This is a genomic window from Mixta gaviniae, from assembly GCF_002953195.1.
In the GTDB taxonomy this organism is placed as follows: Bacteria; Pseudomonadota; Gammaproteobacteria; order Enterobacterales; family Enterobacteriaceae; genus Mixta; species Mixta gaviniae.
The window spans coordinates 2,625,278-2,645,087 of the sequence record NZ_CP026377.1; the positions used below are offsets into that span (position 1 = coordinate 2,625,278).

Annotated in this window: 20 protein-coding genes; 7 read left to right on the forward strand and 13 right to left on the reverse strand. The window is 52.0% G+C overall.

Annotated features, from left to right (window positions below; translation table 11 throughout):
- The first annotated feature begins 93 nt into the window (after positions 1 to 93).
- Positions 94 to 834, forward strand: coding sequence for a carboxy-S-adenosyl-L-methionine synthase CmoA (gene cmoA / locus C2E15_RS12270; RefSeq protein ID WP_104957617.1), 741 nt, complete (start codon positions 94 to 96; stop codon positions 832 to 834).
- Entirely contained in the window at positions 831 to 1,799 is a 969-nt protein-coding gene (cmoB, locus tag C2E15_RS12275; RefSeq protein WP_104957618.1) for a tRNA 5-methoxyuridine(34)/uridine 5-oxyacetic acid(34) synthase CmoB, read from the forward strand. The genes cmoA and cmoB overlap by 4 nt, the downstream gene beginning before the upstream one ends.
- 33 nt (positions 1,800 to 1,832) lie before the next feature.
- Here the strand turns inward: cmoB and C2E15_RS12280 are convergent, their stop codons facing one another.
- Positions 1,833 to 2,453, reverse strand: coding sequence for a LysE family translocator (locus C2E15_RS12280; RefSeq protein ID WP_174705697.1), 621 nt, complete (start codon positions 2,451 to 2,453; stop codon positions 1,833 to 1,835).
- 271 nt (positions 2,454 to 2,724) lie between these two features.
- Here C2E15_RS12280 and C2E15_RS12285 point away from each other — a divergent pair, with 271 nt between their 5' ends.
- Positions 2,725 to 3,174: a DUF4385 domain-containing protein gene (locus tag C2E15_RS12285; protein WP_104957619.1), complete on the forward strand. Its 450-nt coding sequence runs from the start codon at positions 2,725 to 2,727 to the stop codon at positions 3,172 to 3,174.
- Positions 3,175 to 3,286: 112 nt separating this feature from the next.
- Entirely contained in the window at positions 3,287 to 4,384 is a 1,098-nt protein-coding gene (locus C2E15_RS12290) for a glycerol dehydrogenase (RefSeq protein ID WP_104957620.1), read from the forward strand.
- A gap of 108 nt (positions 4,385 to 4,492) precedes the next feature.
- On the opposite strand, the gene C2E15_RS12295 is transcribed toward C2E15_RS12290, so the two are convergent.
- The 8 genes from C2E15_RS12295 to C2E15_RS12325 form a co-directional block, all read right to left on the reverse strand.
- A complete protein-coding gene (locus C2E15_RS12295) occupies positions 4,493 to 5,344 on the reverse strand; it encodes a hypothetical protein (protein WP_104959168.1) in 852 nt (283 codons plus the stop codon).
- A 73-nt stretch (positions 5,345 to 5,417) separates the two neighbouring features.
- On the reverse strand, positions 5,418 to 5,828 hold the full coding sequence (locus C2E15_RS12300; protein WP_104957621.1) for a hypothetical protein: 411 nt from the start codon (positions 5,826 to 5,828) through the stop codon (positions 5,418 to 5,420).
- Between the two features lie 62 nt (positions 5,829 to 5,890).
- A complete protein-coding gene (locus C2E15_RS12305; protein ID WP_128861310.1) occupies positions 5,891 to 6,331 on the reverse strand; it encodes a hypothetical protein in 441 nt (146 codons plus the stop codon).
- A gap of 109 nt (positions 6,332 to 6,440) precedes the next feature.
- Positions 6,441 to 6,584: a hypothetical protein gene (locus tag C2E15_RS21700; RefSeq protein WP_167391867.1), complete on the reverse strand. Its 144-nt coding sequence runs from the start codon at positions 6,582 to 6,584 to the stop codon at positions 6,441 to 6,443.
- A gap of 76 nt (positions 6,585 to 6,660) precedes the next feature.
- Positions 6,661 to 7,107 carry a hypothetical protein gene (locus C2E15_RS12310; RefSeq protein ID WP_104957623.1) on the reverse strand — a complete coding sequence of 149 codons (447 nt, stop codon included), beginning with the start codon at positions 7,105 to 7,107 and terminating at the stop codon, positions 6,661 to 6,663.
- 408 nt (positions 7,108 to 7,515) lie between these two features.
- Positions 7,516 to 9,207: a hypothetical protein gene (locus tag C2E15_RS12315; RefSeq protein ID WP_128861309.1), complete on the reverse strand. Its 1,692-nt coding sequence runs from the start codon at positions 9,205 to 9,207 to the stop codon at positions 7,516 to 7,518.
- Positions 9,208 to 9,346: 139 nt separating this feature from the next.
- On the reverse strand, positions 9,347 to 9,616 hold the full coding sequence (locus C2E15_RS12320; RefSeq protein WP_245912262.1) for a DUF7940 domain-containing protein: 270 nt from the start codon (positions 9,614 to 9,616) through the stop codon (positions 9,347 to 9,349).
- On the reverse strand, positions 9,613 to 10,083 hold the full coding sequence (locus C2E15_RS12325) for a glycoside hydrolase family protein (RefSeq protein ID WP_104957626.1): 471 nt from the start codon (positions 10,081 to 10,083) through the stop codon (positions 9,613 to 9,615). The genes C2E15_RS12320 and C2E15_RS12325 overlap by 4 nt, the downstream gene beginning before the upstream one ends.
- A gap of 136 nt (positions 10,084 to 10,219) precedes the next feature.
- Between C2E15_RS12325 and C2E15_RS12330 the strand changes: the two genes are divergently transcribed.
- The gene (locus C2E15_RS12330) at positions 10,220 to 10,858 is read left to right on the forward strand and encodes a LexA family transcriptional regulator (RefSeq protein WP_245912263.1); all 639 of its coding nucleotides are present in this window, start codon (positions 10,220 to 10,222) and stop codon (positions 10,856 to 10,858) included.
- Between the two features lie 1,305 nt (positions 10,859 to 12,163).
- Here the strand turns inward: C2E15_RS12330 and C2E15_RS12340 are convergent.
- Positions 12,164 to 12,616 carry a hypothetical protein gene (locus C2E15_RS12340; protein ID WP_167391868.1) on the reverse strand — a complete coding sequence of 151 codons (453 nt, stop codon included), beginning with the start codon at positions 12,614 to 12,616 and terminating at the stop codon, positions 12,164 to 12,166.
- A gap of 1,025 nt (positions 12,617 to 13,641) precedes the next feature.
- Here C2E15_RS12340 and C2E15_RS12345 point away from each other — a divergent pair.
- Entirely contained in the window at positions 13,642 to 13,842 is a 201-nt protein-coding gene (locus C2E15_RS12345) for a hypothetical protein (RefSeq protein WP_104957629.1), read from the forward strand.
- A gap of 635 nt (positions 13,843 to 14,477) precedes the next feature.
- Here C2E15_RS12345 and C2E15_RS22060 read toward each other — a convergent pair.
- From C2E15_RS22060 to C2E15_RS12360, 3 genes are all read right to left on the reverse strand, one after another.
- Complete coding sequence (locus tag C2E15_RS22060; RefSeq protein ID WP_245912403.1) at positions 14,478 to 15,146, reverse strand: zinc-binding dehydrogenase; 669 nt, start codon at positions 15,144 to 15,146, stop codon at positions 14,478 to 14,480.
- Positions 15,146 to 15,610 carry an alcohol dehydrogenase catalytic domain-containing protein gene (locus tag C2E15_RS22065; RefSeq protein WP_245912264.1) on the reverse strand — a complete coding sequence of 155 codons (465 nt, stop codon included), beginning with the start codon at positions 15,608 to 15,610 and terminating at the stop codon, positions 15,146 to 15,148. The genes C2E15_RS22060 and C2E15_RS22065 overlap by 1 nt, the downstream gene beginning before the upstream one ends.
- Before the next feature lie 450 nt (positions 15,611 to 16,060).
- Positions 16,061 to 17,719, reverse strand: coding sequence for a methyl-accepting chemotaxis protein (locus tag C2E15_RS12360; RefSeq protein WP_104957631.1), 1,659 nt, complete (start codon positions 17,717 to 17,719; stop codon positions 16,061 to 16,063).
- 599 nt (positions 17,720 to 18,318) lie between these two features.
- On the opposite strand from C2E15_RS12360, the gene C2E15_RS12365 reads away from it, so the two are divergent.
- Positions 18,319 to 19,413 carry a site-specific integrase gene (locus C2E15_RS12365; RefSeq protein ID WP_104957632.1) on the forward strand — a complete coding sequence of 365 codons (1,095 nt, stop codon included), beginning with the start codon at positions 18,319 to 18,321 and terminating at the stop codon, positions 19,411 to 19,413.
- The last annotated feature ends 397 nt before the right edge of the window (positions 19,414 to 19,810 follow it).

Genomic DNA, 19,810 nt, shown 5'->3' on the forward strand with positions numbered 1-19,810 from the left:
CTGCAGGGATGTGGCGTGGCGCGACAAAAGATGCAGCGCGCCGCGCTTTCTGCCAAAATATGCGCCTTTCCGTAGTTGACCGGATTTACCCCTATGTCTAATCGAGATACGCTGTTCTCCGCGCCTATTGATAAACTGGGCGACTGGACTTTTGACGAGCGCGTAGCTGAAGTTTTCCCTGATATGATCCAGCGCTCGGTGCCGGGTTATTCCAATATCATCTCCATGATCGGCATGCTGGCCGAACGCTTTGTCACGCCGGATAGCCAGGTTTACGACCTGGGCTGCTCGCTCGGCGCCGCCACGCTGTCGGTGCGCCGCTCGGTGCAGGCTGACGGCTGCAAAATCATTGCGGTCGATAACTCGCCGGCGATGGTAGAGCGCTGCCGCCGTCATATCGACGCTTTCCGCGCCAAAACACCGGTGGAAGTGATTGAAGCCGATATTCGCGATATCCCCGTGGAAAACGCCTCCATGGTGGTGCTGAACTTTACCCTGCAGTTTCTCGCGCCTGCCGATCGGCTGACGCTGCTGCAGCGCATTTATCAGGGCCTGAACCCGGGCGGCGCGCTGGTGCTGTCGGAGAAGTTCAGCTTTGAAGACGCCGACGTCGGCGAATTGCTGTTTAACATGCATCACGATTTCAAGCGTGCCAACGGCTACAGCGAGCTGGAGATCAGCCAGAAGCGCAGCATGCTGGAAAATGTGATGCTGACCGACTCGGTGGAAGCGCATAAGGCGCGCCTGCGTCAGGCGGGCTTTGAACACAGCGAACTCTGGTTCCAGTGCTTTAACTTCGGCTCGCTGGTGGCGCTGAAGGCAGGTGCGGCATGATCGATTTCGGGAAGTTTTATCAGCTTATCGCGCAGGGTCCGCTGGCGAGCTGGCTGGAAGTGCTGCCGGCGCAGCTGGCGGCATGGCAGCGCGAAAACCTGCACGGCCATTTCCGCAACTGGCAGAAATCGGTGGATCATCTGCCGCAGCTGACGCCGCAGCACCTTGATTTGGTCAACAGTGTCACCGCCGACAGCGACGCGCTCAGCGCGCGCCAGCGTCAGGGCATCGAGAAGCTACTGCGCAATCTGATGCCGTGGCGCAAAGGCCCCTACTCGCTTTACGGCACCTTTATCGATACCGAATGGCACTCCGACTGGAAATGGGATCGCGTGCTGCCGCATATCTCCCCGTTGACCGATCGCACGGTGCTGGATGTCGGCTGCGGCAGCGGCTATCACATGTGGCGCATGCTCGGCGCCGGCGCCCGGCTGGTAGTGGGTATCGATCCCATGCAGCTGTTTCTCTGCCAGTTTGAAGCAGTGCGTAAACTGCTGGGCGATGACCCGCGCGCGCACCTGCTGCCGCTGGGCATTGAGCAGCTGCCGGAACTGCAGGCGTTCGATACCGTCTTTTCTATGGGCGTGCTTTACCATCGCCGTTCGCCGCTCGATCATCTCTTCCAGCTGAAAAATCAGCTGGTGAGCGGCGGCGAGCTGGTGCTGGAAACGCTGGTGATTGAAGGCGACGAGCATGATGTGCTGGTACCGGGCGAGCGTTACGCACAGATGCGCAACGTCTGGTTTATTCCTTCCGCCGCCGCGCTGCAGCGCTGGCTGGAGAAGTGCGGCTTCGTCGACGTGCGTATCGTCGATTTCTCACGCACCAGCACGGAAGAGCAGCGCCGTACCGACTGGATGACCACCGAGTCGCTGGCGGACTTCCTCGATCCGCAGGACAGCAGTAAAACGCTGGAGGGCTACCCCGCCCCGCTGCGTGCCGTGCTGGTGGCGCGCAAACCCTGATGTGATAAGGGCGCCTGAAGGCGCCCTTTTTGATCAGCGCCGCGACAGCGCCAGCTTCGCCGCAAAGCCGATAAACACGCAGCCGGTCAGCCGATCCATCGCTTTCATCACTGACGGGCGACGCAGCTTGTCGGCAAAATAACGCGTGCCGGCGATCAGCATTACGCTCCACAGCAGGCCGATCGATGCGTGCGTAAAGGCCATCGCGCTGCTCCACAGCGCCACCGACGCATCGGCCGGGATAAACTGCGGCAAAAACGACACGTAGAAAATGCCCACCTTCGGGTTCAGCAGGTTGCCGAACAGCCCTTTAACGAACAGCGCCACCCAACCCGGCGGCGTCTCCGGCTCCTGCCCGGCAGGCAGCGCGGTACGCGGACGCAGCAGCAGGCCGACGCCAAGCCAGAGCAGATAGGCGGCGCCGACCCATTTCAGCAAGTTATAGGCCACTTCTGACGCCAGCAGCAGCGCTCCCAGCCCGAAGCCGACCGCCACGCCCCAGACGAAACAGCCGCTGGCGACGCCCAGCGCTGAGGCGAAGGCCCGCCGCCCGCCATGCGCCGCCGAGGTACGCAGCACCAGCGCGGTATCAAAACCGGGCGTCAGGGTCAGGATGATAATCGCCACCAGAAAAGCGAGCAGAGAAGAGATCATAACGTATTCCTTTGTGATTCAACGGCGCGCCCCTGACGCCAGGGGAGAGTCTGAACGCCATGCGACACGATGGGCTACAGCAGTTACCTTCCGACAGCTTATCGGCACAGGCTGCGGCTCTGTCCCCACGGCAGGCAGGACTCTGGGGCGCATTGTAAAATTATTGTAAACAAAAGGGAATCGCCACACCGCGCTGAGCCGTTCGGCGGCGGCGCGCTGCGCTAATTTCTCCGGCAACGCTAAACTTACCGCAGCAGCCACAGGAGGACGCATGAAAGAGTTTGATTACCAGCAGGACTTTAGCCAAATCAATTTTCGTCAGCACCCGGAGCTGTATCAGGTGGGACGCGGCGAGCAAGGCGTGCTAATGGTCGAGCCGTATAAATCGGAAATTTTGCCGCACTGGCGTTTCCGCACCCCGGCTATCGCCCGCGAATCGGCGGAAAAAATCATGGCGCTGTTTGAAGAGTACCGCCGGCAGGATGATTTTGTCGGCATGGATATGGCGCGTAAGTTTATACAGATGGGCTTTACCCGCGCGCGCCGCTACGCCAATCACCCCGGCGGCAAAAAATATGACGCCGACCGCCAGGTGCTGCCGCAGCAGCTTGATGCGGAAAAGGTGGAATCGGCGACCATTTTCAAAGGGTACTGGGATAAAATCCGCGCCGACGCTGACTATCTGCAGCGTAAAAAAGCGCATCAGCAGCGTTACGGCTGAGACCCCGTCGCAATGATTTCTGCTTTTTTCCCACAGATCATCAAGCCAGCCCGCAGAAACCTGCCAGGCTTTAAGCCATCATCGAAAACCCGTAGCTTAAAGGAGAGCAGGTATGAGTAAGTTTGTTTTTTCCTCACCGCGAAAATATGTTCAGGGCGCCGGCGTGCTGGCAGAACTGGGCACCTACCTGAAAGAACTGGGTGACAACGCCTTTCTGATCGCCGATGAGGTGGTCTGGGGGCTGGTAGGCGAGCAGGTGCAAACCACCCTGCGTCAGGCTGGCGTTGAGCAACGCTACGAGAAGTTCAACGGCGAAGCCTCCGGCAATGAAATCAGCCGTCTGGCGGGCGTTGCGCGTGAAAGCGGCGCCCCGGTAGTGGTGGGCCTCGGCGGCGGTAAGACGCTGGATACCGCGAAGGCGGTTGCCGATGAGTTGCATGCGCCGGTAGTGATTGTACCGACCGCCGCCTCGACCGATGCACCCTGCAGCGCGCTGTCAGTGATCTATTCCGACAGCGGCGTATTTGAAAGTTACCGTTTTTACAGCAAAAACCCCGATCTGGTGCTGGTGGATACCTGGGTCTGCGCGCAGGCGCCGGTGCGTCTGTTCGCCTCCGGCATCGCCGATGGCCTGGCGACCTATGTTGAAGCACAGGCGGTGCTACGCTCGCACGGCAAATCGATGGTGAACGGCGATCCGACCATCGCCGGCATGGCTATCGCCCGCGCCTGCGAAGAGACGCTGTTGACCTGGGGCTACAGCGCCTGGACCGCCGTGGCGCAGAAGCGCGTCACGCCGGCAGTGGAGGCGGTAGTGGAAGCAAATACTCTGCTTTCCGGCCTTGGATTTGAAAACGCCGGCCTGGCGGGCGCGCACGCCATCCATAACGGCTTTACCGCGATTGAAGGCGATATTCATCACCTGACCCACGGCGAGAAAGTCGCCTACGGCACCCTGACGCAGATGGTGCTGGAGCAGCGTCCGGATGAAGAGATTGCGCGCTATATCCGTTTCTATCGCGCCATCAATATGCCGACCACGCTGGAAGAGATGCATCTGGAAAATGAAAGCTGGGAAAATCTGGTGAAGGTTGGCGCGCTGGCGAACAGTGAAGGCGATACGCTGAAAAACCTGAATCCCGGCCTGACGCCGGAAGCGGTAGCGCACGCCATCCTGGCGGTAGATGCCTTCAGCAAAACCGTGAAGTAACCAGGCGGTAGCGCGTGCCGTTACGGCGGCGGAGGCATGCAGTAATACCGTTCCGGCGGCAGAAAGCCTCAGTTAAGACGTTCGGTTTCAGGCGCCTGCGGGCGCCTTTTACTTCGGCTGCGCCACGCTCTCCCAGTACTCGAAGCGGTAGGCGGCCGCCAGCTGGCGCTGCAGCGTTTCCTTGCCATCGGTCTCTGTTTCCTGAGAGTAACTGAGCGTGCAGTTGCCAATATCATCCCAGCTTTGGCACTCATCCAGCGTGACCGTGGTGCCGTTACGATTGTTACTTATCGCCCGTAACCCTGATTCGCGCTGCTGCCGATCGTAGCTGTAGCTCTCCTTGCCCTGCGCCGAATCGCTGCCCAGCAGCAAGCCATCCGCGCTCCAGCGATAGCGATATTCGCCGTTGGTTAACGCGTCGGAGCCGCGCGCCACGCTACTGCTCAGCCGCAACTGCTTATCGTAGTTGTAGGTGGTTTCCGTGAAGCCTTTATTGCCCATCAGAATAAAGCTGTCGCTGGCGCTGATGATATTGCCCTTCTCACCCACCATATAGCTGATGATGCCCTGCTTGTTATTCACTTCCACCAGCGCGTTCTCTTTCTTCACGCTCACCGAGATCTGGTATTCCGCCAGCCAGCCGTGATCCACGCGTGAAATATGCTGCTCCATCGCCAGCACCACGTTGCGCTCGTCTTTGTCATAGCTGATATCGGCGACGGTAAGCCGGCCGCAGCGATCAAACTGGCCCAGCACGCGCTTTTGCGAATTGACGTTTTTGCCGAATTCACCCATCACGACCTGCTTGATCTGCCCTTTCGCCGTGCCGCCCAGCAGGATCACGCTATTGCTGTTGTTGATCGCGCCGCCGGCATTGCGGCAGCTCTCCGCCGCCAGCGCCGCGCCGCTGCCCGGCAGGCTGACCACGCCGATCAGTAAAAGCAGATATCCAGACTTCATCATCTCTTCCTGTGAAAATGCGTCGATACACGGCATAAAGATGCCTTCCGACAGAAGCGGAAGGCAGCTGGCGTCAGGCTGGGGTTACCGAACCGGTGGTTTCCAGAGCAGCCCGGGGCGCGGTCGCCGGACTGCCTGTTGCATAATAATAGCGTAGCTGCTTATTAGCATCATAGCTCAGCATCATTTTTCCGGTTACCTTGCCGGCGGTATTGATGGTGCCGCCCTCAGTCGCCAGCTGCGCCTGCGAATAGATAAAGCCGCTGTTGATGCCGACATTATCGTTAACCAGCCAGGCAATGTTTGGCACATCGCCCACCTCCCTGGCAACAGGTTTGCTGGCGCCCTCCCTGGCGCTGTAGCGCAGCCCCAACAGAATATTAGCGTTCATGTTGTAGCAGTCGTTCAGCACAAACTTCTTTTTGATCTCCTGAAGGTCGACGGCGAGTTTCGCGGCTCTCAGGCCGCAGTTAGCGATATGCACATTGGCCAGATCGATCAGGTGAATGGCGATATTATTGGCGCCGACGTCGATAATGCAGTTGTTTATCGACAGGTTGCCCCCAGAGTGCCACTCGGCTTATTAAACAAAATCCCGGTGGCCTTGCCGTTGCCGATAAAGCGGCAGCCGGTAAGCAGCACATTATTGTGCTCCGCCGCGCCCGATTTAACTTGGATGCCGAAGCCTTCGGCGTAGCAATTGTTGAGATGCAGATCCTCCGCCGGCTCCAGATCAAAAGCGATATTGGTTTCCAGGCCGCGGTTCTGCATCATGACCTGCAGCGTGAGTTTATGGTCGCCCTGCACCGTAGAGGAGCGCGTCAACACTACTCCGGCGCCAGCAGATTTCTCATCCATCAGCACCATTGAGCGGATATTAACGTGCTTTGACCAGTTTTGTACGCAAATAGCGCCGCGTGTAAGGTGCCACTGCTCCTCGCCGTTTTTAATATCGGCGGTGCGGATATATTTAATGATATTTCCCACCAGCACGTTGGAACACGTAATATAGGCCCCCTCCCACCAGGCCGCGCTGCCAATTGAGACATTGCCGATCGAGACGCCGTTGGTTATGCCCTCAGCGCCGAAAGAGCTCTCAGGCGAGATTATTGGTTATAATGGTGTGCTGGGCGTCAAATTCCGGTCGTCCATCATTATTGTTGGTGATCGGCGCTTCGGCATGAAAAGCCAGACGCCCGTCGATGCCCGCTTTGCAGGAGGCGTAGTTGCCGTCGATCATGGTTCCTGATCCCCAGGTGCTGACCGCATCGCCGCGTTCCTCCAGGCCGACGCCCAGACAATCAAGAAAGCTATTTTTAGAATACGTGGGCCATGGACGCGATAGTTCGAACCGCAATCACCGCATTGACCTGATTCATCATGGTGCAGCCCTGTATCAGGCAAAAGCCGGCCTGAATATCGATGGTTCCCTGACGGCCGCCGCCTTTATTGCTGACAAGATTACTTTGTAACAACTGAGGATTACTTGAGTGCAGATTTAATATTTTACAATTGGAATGCTTTAAAACGATCATCAAGTGAGTTTTCATCTTCTCGCCAATCGGCCTGATCTCTCCGGTTTTCGTAACCTCAATAACCTGCCCTTCGAAAGCAGTCTTAATCTGATCGTCAAGGTTTATCACCGTATCGATAATAACGTGCGTCGCCTGTTGGAGTAATGCCTGTAACGCCTTCGTATTATCGGTTTTATAATCTGTTGTCGTGGTAACCCTGATATTGAGCGATGATGTAGAGACTGGCATAATAATCCTCTCTATTTCATAAAATAAATGGACCTGTCCTTTACCTGGTGCGCTCCAGCTTGCCCGCTCAGCGTAGCGCAATAGTTACGTACGTAAAATATTACATTATCAATTTTCATACTCCTGTCTTAAAAGCTAACCATTTATTACTTGAGTAGCTGCGTTTAGTTACTCAAATGTGTCAAATGGAAAGGTTGCCTGGGAGGAATTACGTTTTAATTTCAAAAGAATAAGCAGCAACGGCGCATCAAGTGCAGGCGTGATGTTATGTGCGGCAACAGAGGAAGATGGATTTTATCGTACGGAGAGTAAATGGAGATATGGCCCTTTAAGGCATCATGCTGGTACGCATAAAATATAAATAAATTTAATGAAAAGACCTTCCGGCTAGGCCGGAAGGTCATACGGTTACGCTGGGTTGATAGTTTCGCTATTATCGAAAGATACCCATGCCCCTTTGCTATCAGGTGCAGTTGCGTAGTAGTAACGCAGTTTCTTATCAACGCCATAGCCCAGCACGATTTTACCCATCGCTTTGCCGACAGTATTTACTGTTGACGCAGCCGACTTAAGTTGATCCTGTGAATAAACAAAGCCGCAGGTAATGCCGTCATTCTCATTAAATAGCCATTCAATATCTGGCACATCGCCTTCAGAAGTGACCACCGGCGACCCGCCTGTGGTGCTGGTTTTGGTATAACGCAGGCTCAGCGGTACGGCGGAGCTCAAGTTATAACAGTTGCTCATAACAAACTTCTCACCAATATTCTGCATGCCGACGGCGAATTTTCCTGCAGAATATCCGGTACTGGTAATATGCACTCTGGCCAAGTTAAACAGGTTCATGGCAAAGTTATTTGTGCCGACATCAATAATACTGTGGTTAATAGAAAGCGTACCGCCGTTACCGCCCTGAATAAGGACGCCGGTAGCCGAGCCATTACTGATTAAACGGCAGCCGGTTAACAGCACTGTATTATAATCACTGGTCGTTCCTTTCAGCAACGTGGCGAAACCTTCGGCAAAGCAGTTATTCAGATGCAGATCTTCCGCCGGCACTAAATTAAAGGCGTTGTTTTTCGAGTCGCCTTTATTCAGCATAGAGAGCTGCAGCGTCAATTTATGCTCGCCTTTCACCGTTGAGGAGCGATCCAGAATAAAGCCATCCCCCACCGAGCCTTCGGCCATCACCACCGTTGAGCGGATATTGACGTTATATGACCAGTTTTGAACGCAAATGGCTCCGCGCTTCGGCGCCCAGTTTCCTCCCTGTGTATCAGCCGGCGTACGGGTATATTTAATGGTGTTTTCCACCACCACGTTGGTACACATAATATAGGCTTCACCCCACCATGTCGCGCCGCCGATAGAGACGTTACCGATAGAGCTACCGTTAGAAATCCCTTCCATCACAAAGTGACGGCGGAATGGCCCATAAGCCAGGTTATTCGCCATGATGGTGTGCTGCGCGTCAAACTGCGCGCGCCCGCTGTTTGAGGTGACCGGCGCTTCAGCATGAAAGGCGATGCGGCCGTCAGTGCCTTCCTTACAGGAGGCATAGTTATGGGCGATAACCGTACCCGATCCCCAGATGCTGACCGCATCGCCGCGCTCTTCCAGTCCCACGCCAATGCAATCGAGGAAGTTATTGCCAATAATACGTGAACCGTGAGCGCGCTGGATGGAGCCAGCGATCACCGCATTCACCTGGTTAATCATGGTACAACCTTCAACAACGCAAAAGTCCGCCTGAATATCTACCGTACCCTGACGACCGCCGCCGTTGTCGCCGCTGGCATTGCTTTGCAGCAATAACGGGTTAGTTGATTTCAGATTGCGCAACCGACAGCGCTGATGCTTAAGCGCAATCATCGAACGGATGCTCATATTCGTGCCGATCGGCCGGATTTCACCCGTTTCGGTACCTTCGATAATCTGCCCTTCAAAGGCAGTTTTAACCTGCGCAGATAGATTAATAATGGTGTCGACGATAACATAGCGCTCCTTATTAAGTAGCGCCTGAAAAGCGGCGGTATTATCGGTGGTATAATCCGTTGCGCTATTTGCGGCGATTTTTTGCGAAGACGTAGTTAAAGACATAACAACCTCCAGAATAAAATATTTGATAAGTTTCTTTTTCACTTACGAACAGAGTTTCACAATCAACTGCGGATATTTAGCTTGCGGAAATCCCTTTCCGCTTGTATTACGGAAATTATATTTTTACCGTTTTTATTATTTAGCCCTGGTGCTTATCGATAATATCGTCATTTTCTGACGCGGTTTGCTGCCCTTCTGGTGCTTTTTGTCGGGTAATGCGCGAAAGCATACCCAGCAACATGACGATGAAAGAGGCAATTTGTAGCCAGTGGGCCGGTATCATCGCTTTCCAGTCCGGCGGCATTTCTAACCAGATGGTCGGCAGTACGCCCAGCAGCACCAGCGCTTTCGTAGAATGCCAGCGCCACCAGTTGGGCCAATCCTTCACCAGTTTAAGTTTCATTGTCATATGATTACCCCTCTGTAGCTTTCATAACTCCCGCTACGCATTACCTCAGCGTGACGTTTTGCCCGATTGGGCGTTTGTCGCGCCCACTTGCTCATCAGCATGCTGCTGGCAGCAGCGGCGAAGTTTTCCTGGGAAATCAGGGCCAGCATATTCTTGAATCCTGCTAACCCTTCGACGCCCATCTGCCAGGCCATGCTGTATAAGATATCGCTCCGCGGTTCGTTGCAGTGTCGAAGCGCATCGACAATGCCCGGTACGCTGTTCATTTGTAACCTGTTATTGCTCAACAGGGTTTCCAGCCAAACGCTGCCCACCACTTCAGGAACAGTGAAGGTATAATTACTGACGGGACAGCCGCGCGGCCCAAGCTTGATGCCGTAAGCGACGGTAGGAAAACCTTCGGTGTCGATATAAGGTTTCGCCCGATAACCCTCTTCAAATTTAAGAATTTTTATAATTTCACTCATAGCCCTGCTCCTTTTTACGACTCACCCGTGACCTTGTTAAAAATTGGCTCTGCTACATTGGTGGTTTGCGTTCTGTTATGTATAATGCTGAGAATCCATAACAAAACGTATCGAAACAGGCCATAGCAAAGCGTGTTTGACGAACAATACGGCGCGCTATAAATTTTCGTTTATGAAAACAGATTCTCTTGCTACGCGGCTCAATATGGCGATGACAATGGCCGGGATGACGCAGGGTGCTTTAGCCAAAGCATCCGGCGTTTCGCAGCCTACTATCTGGCGTCTGACCAAAGGTCAGGCCGCTGGATCGCGTAAACTGGTCGACATCGCGGCCGCACTCAACGTTAACGTTGAATGGCTGGCCAAAGGTCAGGGAGAGATGCATGGGCCTTCCACTAAAGAAGGCTTTATGCAAGCTCCCGCGGCCAGTGACGTGCCTGTCTGGACGCTGGCAGGGAAAACCAGCGAAACCATCGCCACGCCTAACGGCGTCCGCGCCAAAAAAACCTGGCGAGCCTACTTAATCGATCGAAACAGCGGTTGCGCCGAAGCCACTGCGGGCAGTATCGTCATTGTCGATACCGATATTCAGCCCGAATCAGGCGACCTGGTTATCGCTCGGGTCAACGAGCGCATCAGCGTCTATCGCTATCTCGAGGGCCCATCTAACGGCTTTTTAACCGTGGATGATCCACGTTTACCGGCAGTAGAACTCTCTTCCTCCGCCGAACTCATCGGCGTCGCTATCTTTCTGATCCGTGATTTGCGCCGGTAAGCCGCCACATCTTCATCCGGTAAGGTGAACTCACAGTACTGCCCACCGGCGACACGATATAAGACATAAATCATGGCGAACCTCTTCAGCTACTCAGCCCGTCAGTTATCCAACTTCCCATCGACGCCGAGGCGCCGCTCCGTGGGTTAACTATGCTTCAACACGCCCCTGAAGCATGAATGCGGCTTATTAGTTCGCTGACGAGGCGGTTAACACATTCACCACACTTCATAACCTTTGTTATTAAAAATACTATTAGGTATTAAAAAACTGTCAAGTTTGTTACTGGAAAAACCAGCAGTCACAGGACGCGTTTCTGATAACTAAACGTAGGATCAGCGGGGGCTGACGGGGTGCAGAAGGAGAGCTAACTTCGTGACAGCTAATCATTTTTTCTTTCGAAATGGTTAAACAAGCTTAACGGTAACCAGACATTGCAAAGCGAGAAAAATTTTTTCAGTCGCGCTAAAAAAAATTTTTCCATCCCAGTTCCCATTGGCACGAATAAATACAAATATCTCTATTTATCAACTAATTAATCAAAACACCTCCTCGCGCTATCCTGGAGCCACGCTTTGGATAAAAAATGCGCAAATTTTGTGATGCGCTGCGAATTTTTTTTATCAGATGAAAATCAGTGTGTTAACAAGGATGGCAGATAACGCGTTGTCGTGCCGGTCTGCTTGATACAGCGGGGCTTATGTTGTTAGCAAACGTAATCAATGCAGTGACATTAAATGCTTATCTTTCTTCAGGCCTGCTACAGTGTTGTTTTACTGATGAATCAAAAGCGTATTACGTAGTAATAGCGAACGGTTAAAGCGCGCCGGCAAGCATGTCACTGGCTGCCTGCGGAGCGAAAAGCGTGAAGTATAGGGTGAAACCGGGCAGAGCTGGTGGTGGGCGGACAGGAGGATCGAGGTGGGAAAGACGCAAAAGGCGGAAAGATTGCGCTTTACGGCAGCGGGTGCCACCAGGCAAAGGGCAAGAGAGACATTTCTGCGGGTATTTTTGCCAGGGCGAAAAGCGGGCTTCAGGCTAATGCAGGGAAAGGCAATCGGGATAGTTTAGGGTTGACGGCGAGGCTGACACAGGAGATGCCGCATCGGGATGAGGCGGACATCTTACGGTTTGCTGCAAACCCTTCCCGAAAGAACCGGCACCCGGCAATGCAGCGTCAGAAATAGCGCTATTTCAGGGTTTACAGCCAGGCTGACGCAGAAACACCGGCATCGATGCGATAGAGGGCTTAATGAGGTCGCCGGGCTTGTTCCGGGCGACAGCCGAAGCGGCCGCCCCACTGCGCTATGCGCCGGTCAGCGCATCATATTCCTGCTGCAGGGCATCAATGTTCAGCGCGGCGTAATCGCCATCTTTCGGCTGTGCAATCTGACGCAGCAGCACATTTTGATGCGTGTAACGCCTGGCCTGTTTCGTGATTGCCGTAGCGGCAAAGCTCCCTTTTAACGCTTCATTTTCTCTGATGGAATAGAGCATAAACGGCGTTTCGCTTGTTGCCGGTTTACAGCCAACAAACCAGTCGGCCTCGCGGTAAAGCAGCTTGCACCGGGCGGTAAAAACGCTCATTGAAAGACCGCTTTCGATCTCACTGCGCGCCACGGTGGCCCAGCCCGGCGGCGTTAATTTTTCTCCTGCATTATCAGGGTTTTTGACATAGGTCACCCCCTCTTTTTGCTTGCATCCCATCAGAGCCAACACCACTACGGCAATCACTGCGCCTGCCATCCTGTTTTTCATGTCCATGCGTCCCGCGTTTTTCATCTTATCTACTGCTTTACAGCTGCCATCTTAAAGAATGGTGAAAATTATATAATGATACGCCTCAATATACTAAGAATATTCTTAATGAAATCAGGACCAGAAAAAACACGATACTAAACAGGCGCTGTCCTATTATCAGCGTCGCCTGTCCTGAATTTATGACATCCCCGGCGCAGCGCATGCAGCTCGCTATCATCTCTGCTGCTACAGGTTTTGGGTTTAATGGGTCAACGATAGAATCAGGTACAGGCCAGCCGTGCTTAAACCTGGCTGGCCGCCAGACCAGTCACGTTTTAGGATGCGGGCCAGGGGGCTGCCCTGCTTACCGCCCGATCCTCTCTGCTCTCTGTCCCGCCCGCGCTGTGCCCGCCTTGTTGCGATAGTTATCGCAAAAGCGGCGCGCCGGGTGGTTATTCTGTCGCCGCCGGGCCTGTGCCTGGCTCAGAGTCGGATGGCAAAGCGGCCCCCAATAAAAAAACCGCCCGAAGGCGGTCAGTTTATCAGGGTGGGATTCGAACCCACGTTCTTGCAGTATTGGTCACGCGCACCACTGCCTGATGTAGCTTATGTCACGCTTTGTCCCGTCAGAGCTTCCGCCCGGCCATCTCGCGCACCTGATGGAGTCATCATAGCCTGGCTTCGCCCCGCTTCACAGCACACCCGCCCGTAAGCACTGCAGGGAGGTAATAAAAAATGCCCAGACGTTTCACCTGCGTTAATCTTCTTTAACAGCCTCGATGCGGAAAGCGGCCGAAGCCAGATTTACCGGTGAAACTGCAGATAGCTGCGGGCGGCTATCTGCGGAAGGAAGGGTAGCGAAACAGACCGGCAGCGTGGTGAAAAGGTGTTCTGAAGAGCCCCGAAGAGGCAAGGCAATAATCAGGAACAATCCTGTTAATGCCTTGCTATAACGCCTGATACGATGCACTCCTGCCACCAGCACAGTGACGGGCTGGTGCGCCCCGAAGGCTTTATTGACCTTATGAACTGGAGAATTTTGAATGGACCTCGATAACCCGGAAGATACCAATGCTGTCTATGCGGCGATCGGATACGCTGTTTCGTGCTTAATAGAATCAGGCAAGCCGCTGGAAAGAGACCACCTGCTGGCGCAGCTCAGGCAGATTGAAGAGCAGTCGGTAGATGGAATGAAAAAAATTTACGCCGAGGCCCTCCAGATGGTGGCGAGTGAAAAATTCTGATCGGCTCGCCTGAATCGTGACCGCAGCGGCGCAATATATCGCTGCTGCCAGCGCAGGGAGAACATTTTATACATTGTTTTTTGAGTTCGTTACGTTTTACTGCGGGCAAGAGATACGCTGCCTCAGGCTATTCGTTACCAAAGCGAAGGTTATAATTACAGGTGTCAATCAGCACGTAAAAAAGCAGAATAAAAAAACTTTTTGATTTTATGTGGTTTTAAGCATCACGCATTGTATGGCATCTTCAGGGAATAAAGGCCGGGTTATCATGGTTTCGTTAAAAATAAATAACCGGATGATAAAGCAAAGAGATCAGTGATATTGATAAAATATAGCCCTTATCCTGCTTGGTTTTTCTTCCTCCACACTGTCACCATCAGCGTTAAGCGCTGCCTTACATTCATCAAATAATGATATGCCCCCTCTGAGTAGCGTTATGACGTTTATCTTAATGCTCTTATCGCTGGTTTCCTGCGGTAGTGACACTCTTCGCTTATGGCTCACTGTGTAAATGCGCCAGCAAGGTGAACGGACACTGAAGAACGGAGCAATAATTTCCTGACAGGATGCAATAGCGCATCCTGTCAAACGTCATATTTTGCCGGTTTTCGCTTTCTCTTACCGGACCACGCTCTTTAAGGCTTAAGGATGACCTTTGTCCAGCCTTCATCCCGATCATCGAAGTGCTTATATCCCGTCGGGGCCTCTTCAAGCGAAAGGCGGTGTGAAATTATCTCACCCGGGCTGGCTTTACCGTGATGGATGAGGCGGGCCAGCTGACGATTATAGGCTTTGACGTTCGCCTGGCCGGTACGGATCGCCTGACCTTTAAACCAGAAGTTGCCAAAATCAAATGGCATCTTACCCTCTTTGGCAAGGTCAGATGACGCCCCTGGATCCTGCGGAATAAAGACGCCTACCACCCCGATGCCTCCGGTTGCTTTCGTCGATGCGACAAGGCTGTTCATGGTCGCCGAATTGTCTTCATGACCATGTTTGTTACAGCACTGGTAGCCGACACATTCGCAGCCGCAATCGGTACCGCGTCCATCCGTCAGGTCGAGAATTTTCTGTACTGCCTCATCGCCAGTCGCATTGATGCCTGTAGCCCCCAATTTTTCTGCCAGAGCCAAACGGTCCTGGTGCGTATCCACCACAAATACCTGAGAGGCGCCTTTAATGATCGCCGAATGCGCGGCCATCAAACCGACCGGACCCGCGCCATAAATGGCCACGCTTTCGCCCGCCTTCAATCCGGCAAGTTCTGTTGCATGCCAGCCGGTAGGGAAAATGTCAGAAAGCATCACATAGTCATCTTCTTTTTCTGCCGCGTCCGGGGAAGAACAAGGCAGTTAAAGTCGGCGAAGGGGACACGAAGCAGTTCTGCCTGGCCACCCTCCCAGGGGCCCATTTCAGCAAACCCATACGCGGCGCCCGCTGTACCCGGGTTAGCGGTCAGGCAAAAGCCGGTCAGACCTTTTTCGCAATTTTCGCAAAAACCACATCCCACGTTAAACGGCAGGCAAACATAGTCGCCCACCTTAATACGTTCCACGCCTGAGCCAATTTCAACCACTTCCCCGAGGTTTTCGTGCCCCAGAATACGCCCCTGTTCAAAGCTGGTTCGGCCCTCATACATGTGCAGGTCCGACCCACAAATATTGGTGGTGGTGATGCGAACAAGGACATCCGTAGGACGGACGATTTTTGCATCCGGTACCTCTTTAACCCTGACATCATAGGGACCGTTATAGATTACTGCTTTCATCCTTTTCTCCTTCTTACGCGCGGGAAAATAGTGCTGCCCGGCGGGTTGGGTTAGCCATCAAGTTTAGCTGCCATGAGAGGGCACGCGATCGCAGGAAGGAAGATCGGGATGTTTCTTACTTAAGGGCATTGAGGGCGGCAAGAGACAGACTTACCGCTGAAGCGCACCAGAAGAAGGTAAAAATGGCGGGCGTTACTCTGTTTAAGCAGGCCGCAAATGATCACCAGAAGCAGATAAAAAATCCATTGTATCCCGGCCCGGTGCCAAACTGGCGGGATCAGGCTGAGGGATGTTATTCAATCAGAAAGAGGCAGAGAGACAGACAGAGAGACAGAGAGACAGAGAGACAGAGAGCATAACCTTTACAGGCGGATTTGCGTCAAGCCCCTGAAAAAGCGCTGCCATAGCAGCGCTTTTAACAAACAAGGCATTAAATCTCACCCTCAGGAATTAAAAGCTTTCCCAGTTCACTTTACTCGCTTCAGCCCCACTCAATGCAGGCTTTTTTGAAGGGTGTAACGTTCTGCTGAACGGCACGTTAGCGGCCACCTCAACATGCGCTGCACTTCCGTTCAGCGCGAAGGTAGAAACCAGTCTCGACAAGGTTTCCGCTTGTTCCTGCAACGATTTAGATGCTGAGGACGCTTCTTCAACCAGAGAGGCGTTTTGCTGCGTGACTTCGTCCATTTGCCCGATGGCCAGATGCACCTGTTCAATGCCTTTACTCTGTTCAGAGGTTGCTGCAGCAATCTCATTAACCAGATCGGTAACCTGCTGGATAGCAGTACTGACGTTGTCTGTATTGCCGCCAACATGCGTGGCCTGATTAAGCCCCTGTTCAACCTGCGAAACAGAGACTGAAATCAAATCTTTTATTTCGCGGGCAGCAGCAGAAGAGCGCTGTGCCAGATTACGAACTTCAGAAGCAACGACCGCAAACCCTCTACCATGCTCCCCTGCCCGCGCGGCCTCAACTGCGGCATTCAGCGCCAGGATGTTGGTCTGGAAAGCAATACCCTCGATCAAACCGGTAATTTCAGAAATTTTAGCTGAGCTGCCGCGGATCGCTGACATGGTATCCAGCATTTGGCTGACCGCGCTTCCGTTTTGACGCGATAAATTGTTCGCATTATTCGCCAGCTCGCTTGCCTGAACGGCACTATCGGCATTCTGTCGAACGGTCTCGCTTAAGGTAGCCATACTCGCTGACGTCTCTTCCAGAGAGGCAGCCTGCTGCTCAGTGCGTGACGACAGATCTTCATTGCCTGCGGCGATCTGGGTGGATCCGGTACTGACCGATTGTGCCGCATGGTTGACTGACAAAAGCGTTGTGGAAACCTTTTTCAACAGGGTGTTGAATGCCGTTGCGGTCTGGCCTATTTCATCATTTCTCATGACAGAAGCAACCTGCGTCAAATCCAGGTTATTACTTACCTCGGTCATCGTCCTCTTCATGCTATTGAGGCTTCGCTTAATTCCCAAAATAATATTGGCAGAAAAAATACCAAGCAGAAGAATGATCACCCCTGTGGCACTGCTCATCATCCACAACGTTTTTGAATAAATTTGATCATTGGTCGTTTTTAGCTGATCGGCAATTTTTATATTCAAATCAATTTGTTTTGTGAATTCCGCTTCCATTTTACGCGTTGCGGCGCCGACACCTTCCCCACCCTTAAGCAGCGCCAGGGAGAGCGTATTATCATGGCTTTTTGCAGCGGCCATAAAAGCGGGCAGCGCGGCGCGCACGGCATCAATATTGCGTAATGCTTGCCCGGTCATCGCCTTATCTTCCTCGTTGGAGATATCATTAGCCATGTAATAATCAGTGAGCGTTTTCAGCGTAGTTAGCAGACTTTCTATTCTTTCTTCTGCTGCATTCTGATCGGCGCTCGCTACAGCCGTCTGATAACGATACAGGGCAATGCCCAGCTGATTGGTTGTGCTGATAGATTTATTCAGATCCTTAATGCTGGGTATCGCATTGACCTGAACATATTCAAAACGTGACTGAAAACCTGAAATCACGGAAAATGAAACGGCAACAATGGCGAAAAGTGATAAAGCCAGCAAAGAAAACGCCAGCAACAAACGCTGAGTGATAGTCATATGAACCCTGATGTAAAAGTTAAATAGTGCAAAAGAGGTTATCGACGCGTTGTTGAGAGGCTTTAACGGTTTATGTGTAATATATATTTTAAAGCAGCTTGCTATTTACCGCGCTCCACTCTGTTCTCCATCACGCGGGTAAAAAAGATTGTCACTTTGTAATAAAAAGCCATAAAAGGTTAAACTATTCCATTATTCAGGCGCATCAAGTCGATTGATTTATAAAGGTAAGAACGGCAGACAGAAAAAGGGCATAAATCCCCCTAAAACTTTTAGAAGAAATAACAGCGGGTTAACGCCTGTTTCAGTTAACTGCGTTAGCGCGCGACGTTTACCTTTTCTCTTACGCGCTTAGCGAGCATTAAATCCTCTCTTTTTTTGTTACCAAAATGGCGACGCAACGCAATCCCCTTATTTTGCATAAAAAAAACCCCAACAACATGTTGTTAGCTCTAGTTAGATCTGATAAATACCCTCATTTAAAATCAATGACTTAATCAAAAAAACTGTATATTCATACATGTTTTTATTGGTTTTTTTATGTATTATGAATATCATTTTCTATCTGTCGGGACCCCTTGATAAGAACTAAGGTCAGGATGGCACATTTCACTATTGAGAAGAGAGCTACTGCAGCAGGCGTGACCAGATACCGCTGTGCTGTGGTTGTTAAGTCTGGTTCTGCAATTGCTCATCGCGAGCGCAAAACGTTTGCAAAGCTCGCGCTTGCAAAAGCATGGGGCAAGGCGCGCGTTGCTGAGCTTGAAGCGAATGGCATACCCAATATGGCAGAGCCTCAATCAGCTCTGACATTTGGTGAATTGATGGACCTGTATGTAAACAGTCCTCATATCTCATACAGCCGATCGAAAGCCGAATCGCTATCCCTGATACGTAAATGTGAAATTGCGACGATACCACTGGCGCAGCTAGCACAAGGCGCCTACCTTGAACATTGCAAGGTGCGTTCAGCGCGAGGCGCAGGTCCTGCCACTCTTTGGTGTGATATATCTTTCATTGGTGCGATCCTTGAAGCAGCAAAACCGATGTTCAATATCGATGTAGATATTGAAAGTTATCGTAATGCACGCTATCACATGACAAAAATTCGCATGATAGCTCCCTCTGGCAAGCGTAGCCGTCGGCCAACCAAAACCGAAACTGAGCGCCTACTCAATGCCCTCAAAAAGCGTGAGGAAACGGCATACTCAAAAGCACCTTTCTCTGAAATTTTTCTGTTCTCTATTCTGTCATGTATGCGTATAGGCGAAGTTACGCGCATTCGCTGGGATGATATCGACGAAACGCAAAAGGCCGTTCTTGTACGCGACAGAAAGGATCCGCGAAAAAAGGAAGGCAATCATATGTATGTGCCCCTGCTGGGTGAAGCATGGGACATTGTGCAACGTCAGCCGCACACAAATGAGTTGATATTCCCGTTCCGGGCAAAATCTATCACTCAGGTTTTCAACCAAGAGCGCAAAAAGCTAGGAATCGATGATTTGCGCTATCACGATTTGCGCCGCGAAGGTGTGAGTCGGCTGTTTGAAGCTGGATTTACTATTGAGGAAGTGGCGCAGGTCAGCGGGCATAGGTCACTAAACACTTTGTGGCAGGTATATACTGAGCTGTTTCCGAAATCTCTCCATGATCGCTATAACGAGTTGTTGGAGAGTAAAAAATCATTTAACTAACAGTAAAAAGGCTTAACTTTATCGATCACTAGCAGGAATGTGAAGCAACCAAAATCGAAGGGGTGTCTTGGCGAAGTGATGGGGTACAGTCTTTTTTACCTGCTGTTTGAGCGAAAAGCGGATATTGTTATTAGCAATAACTGACAAGAAAACGTCCAGATCACCAATCACTTTAGCCGATTCTGTTGCATAGCCTTTGTTATTCTGTTCTGGATCTAGCTACCAAAAGCGAGGCACGGAAATACCCTATGAACTACAAATATCTATCCATTATTAATTCAATGATCATTAATAGATATTCTTTAATGTAAACAGAAGCATATTGGATTGAACGTTGATTTTTTTAGAATTTGTGTCTAAAAAGGCGCTCATGGAGCGCCAAAACATACTGCACAGT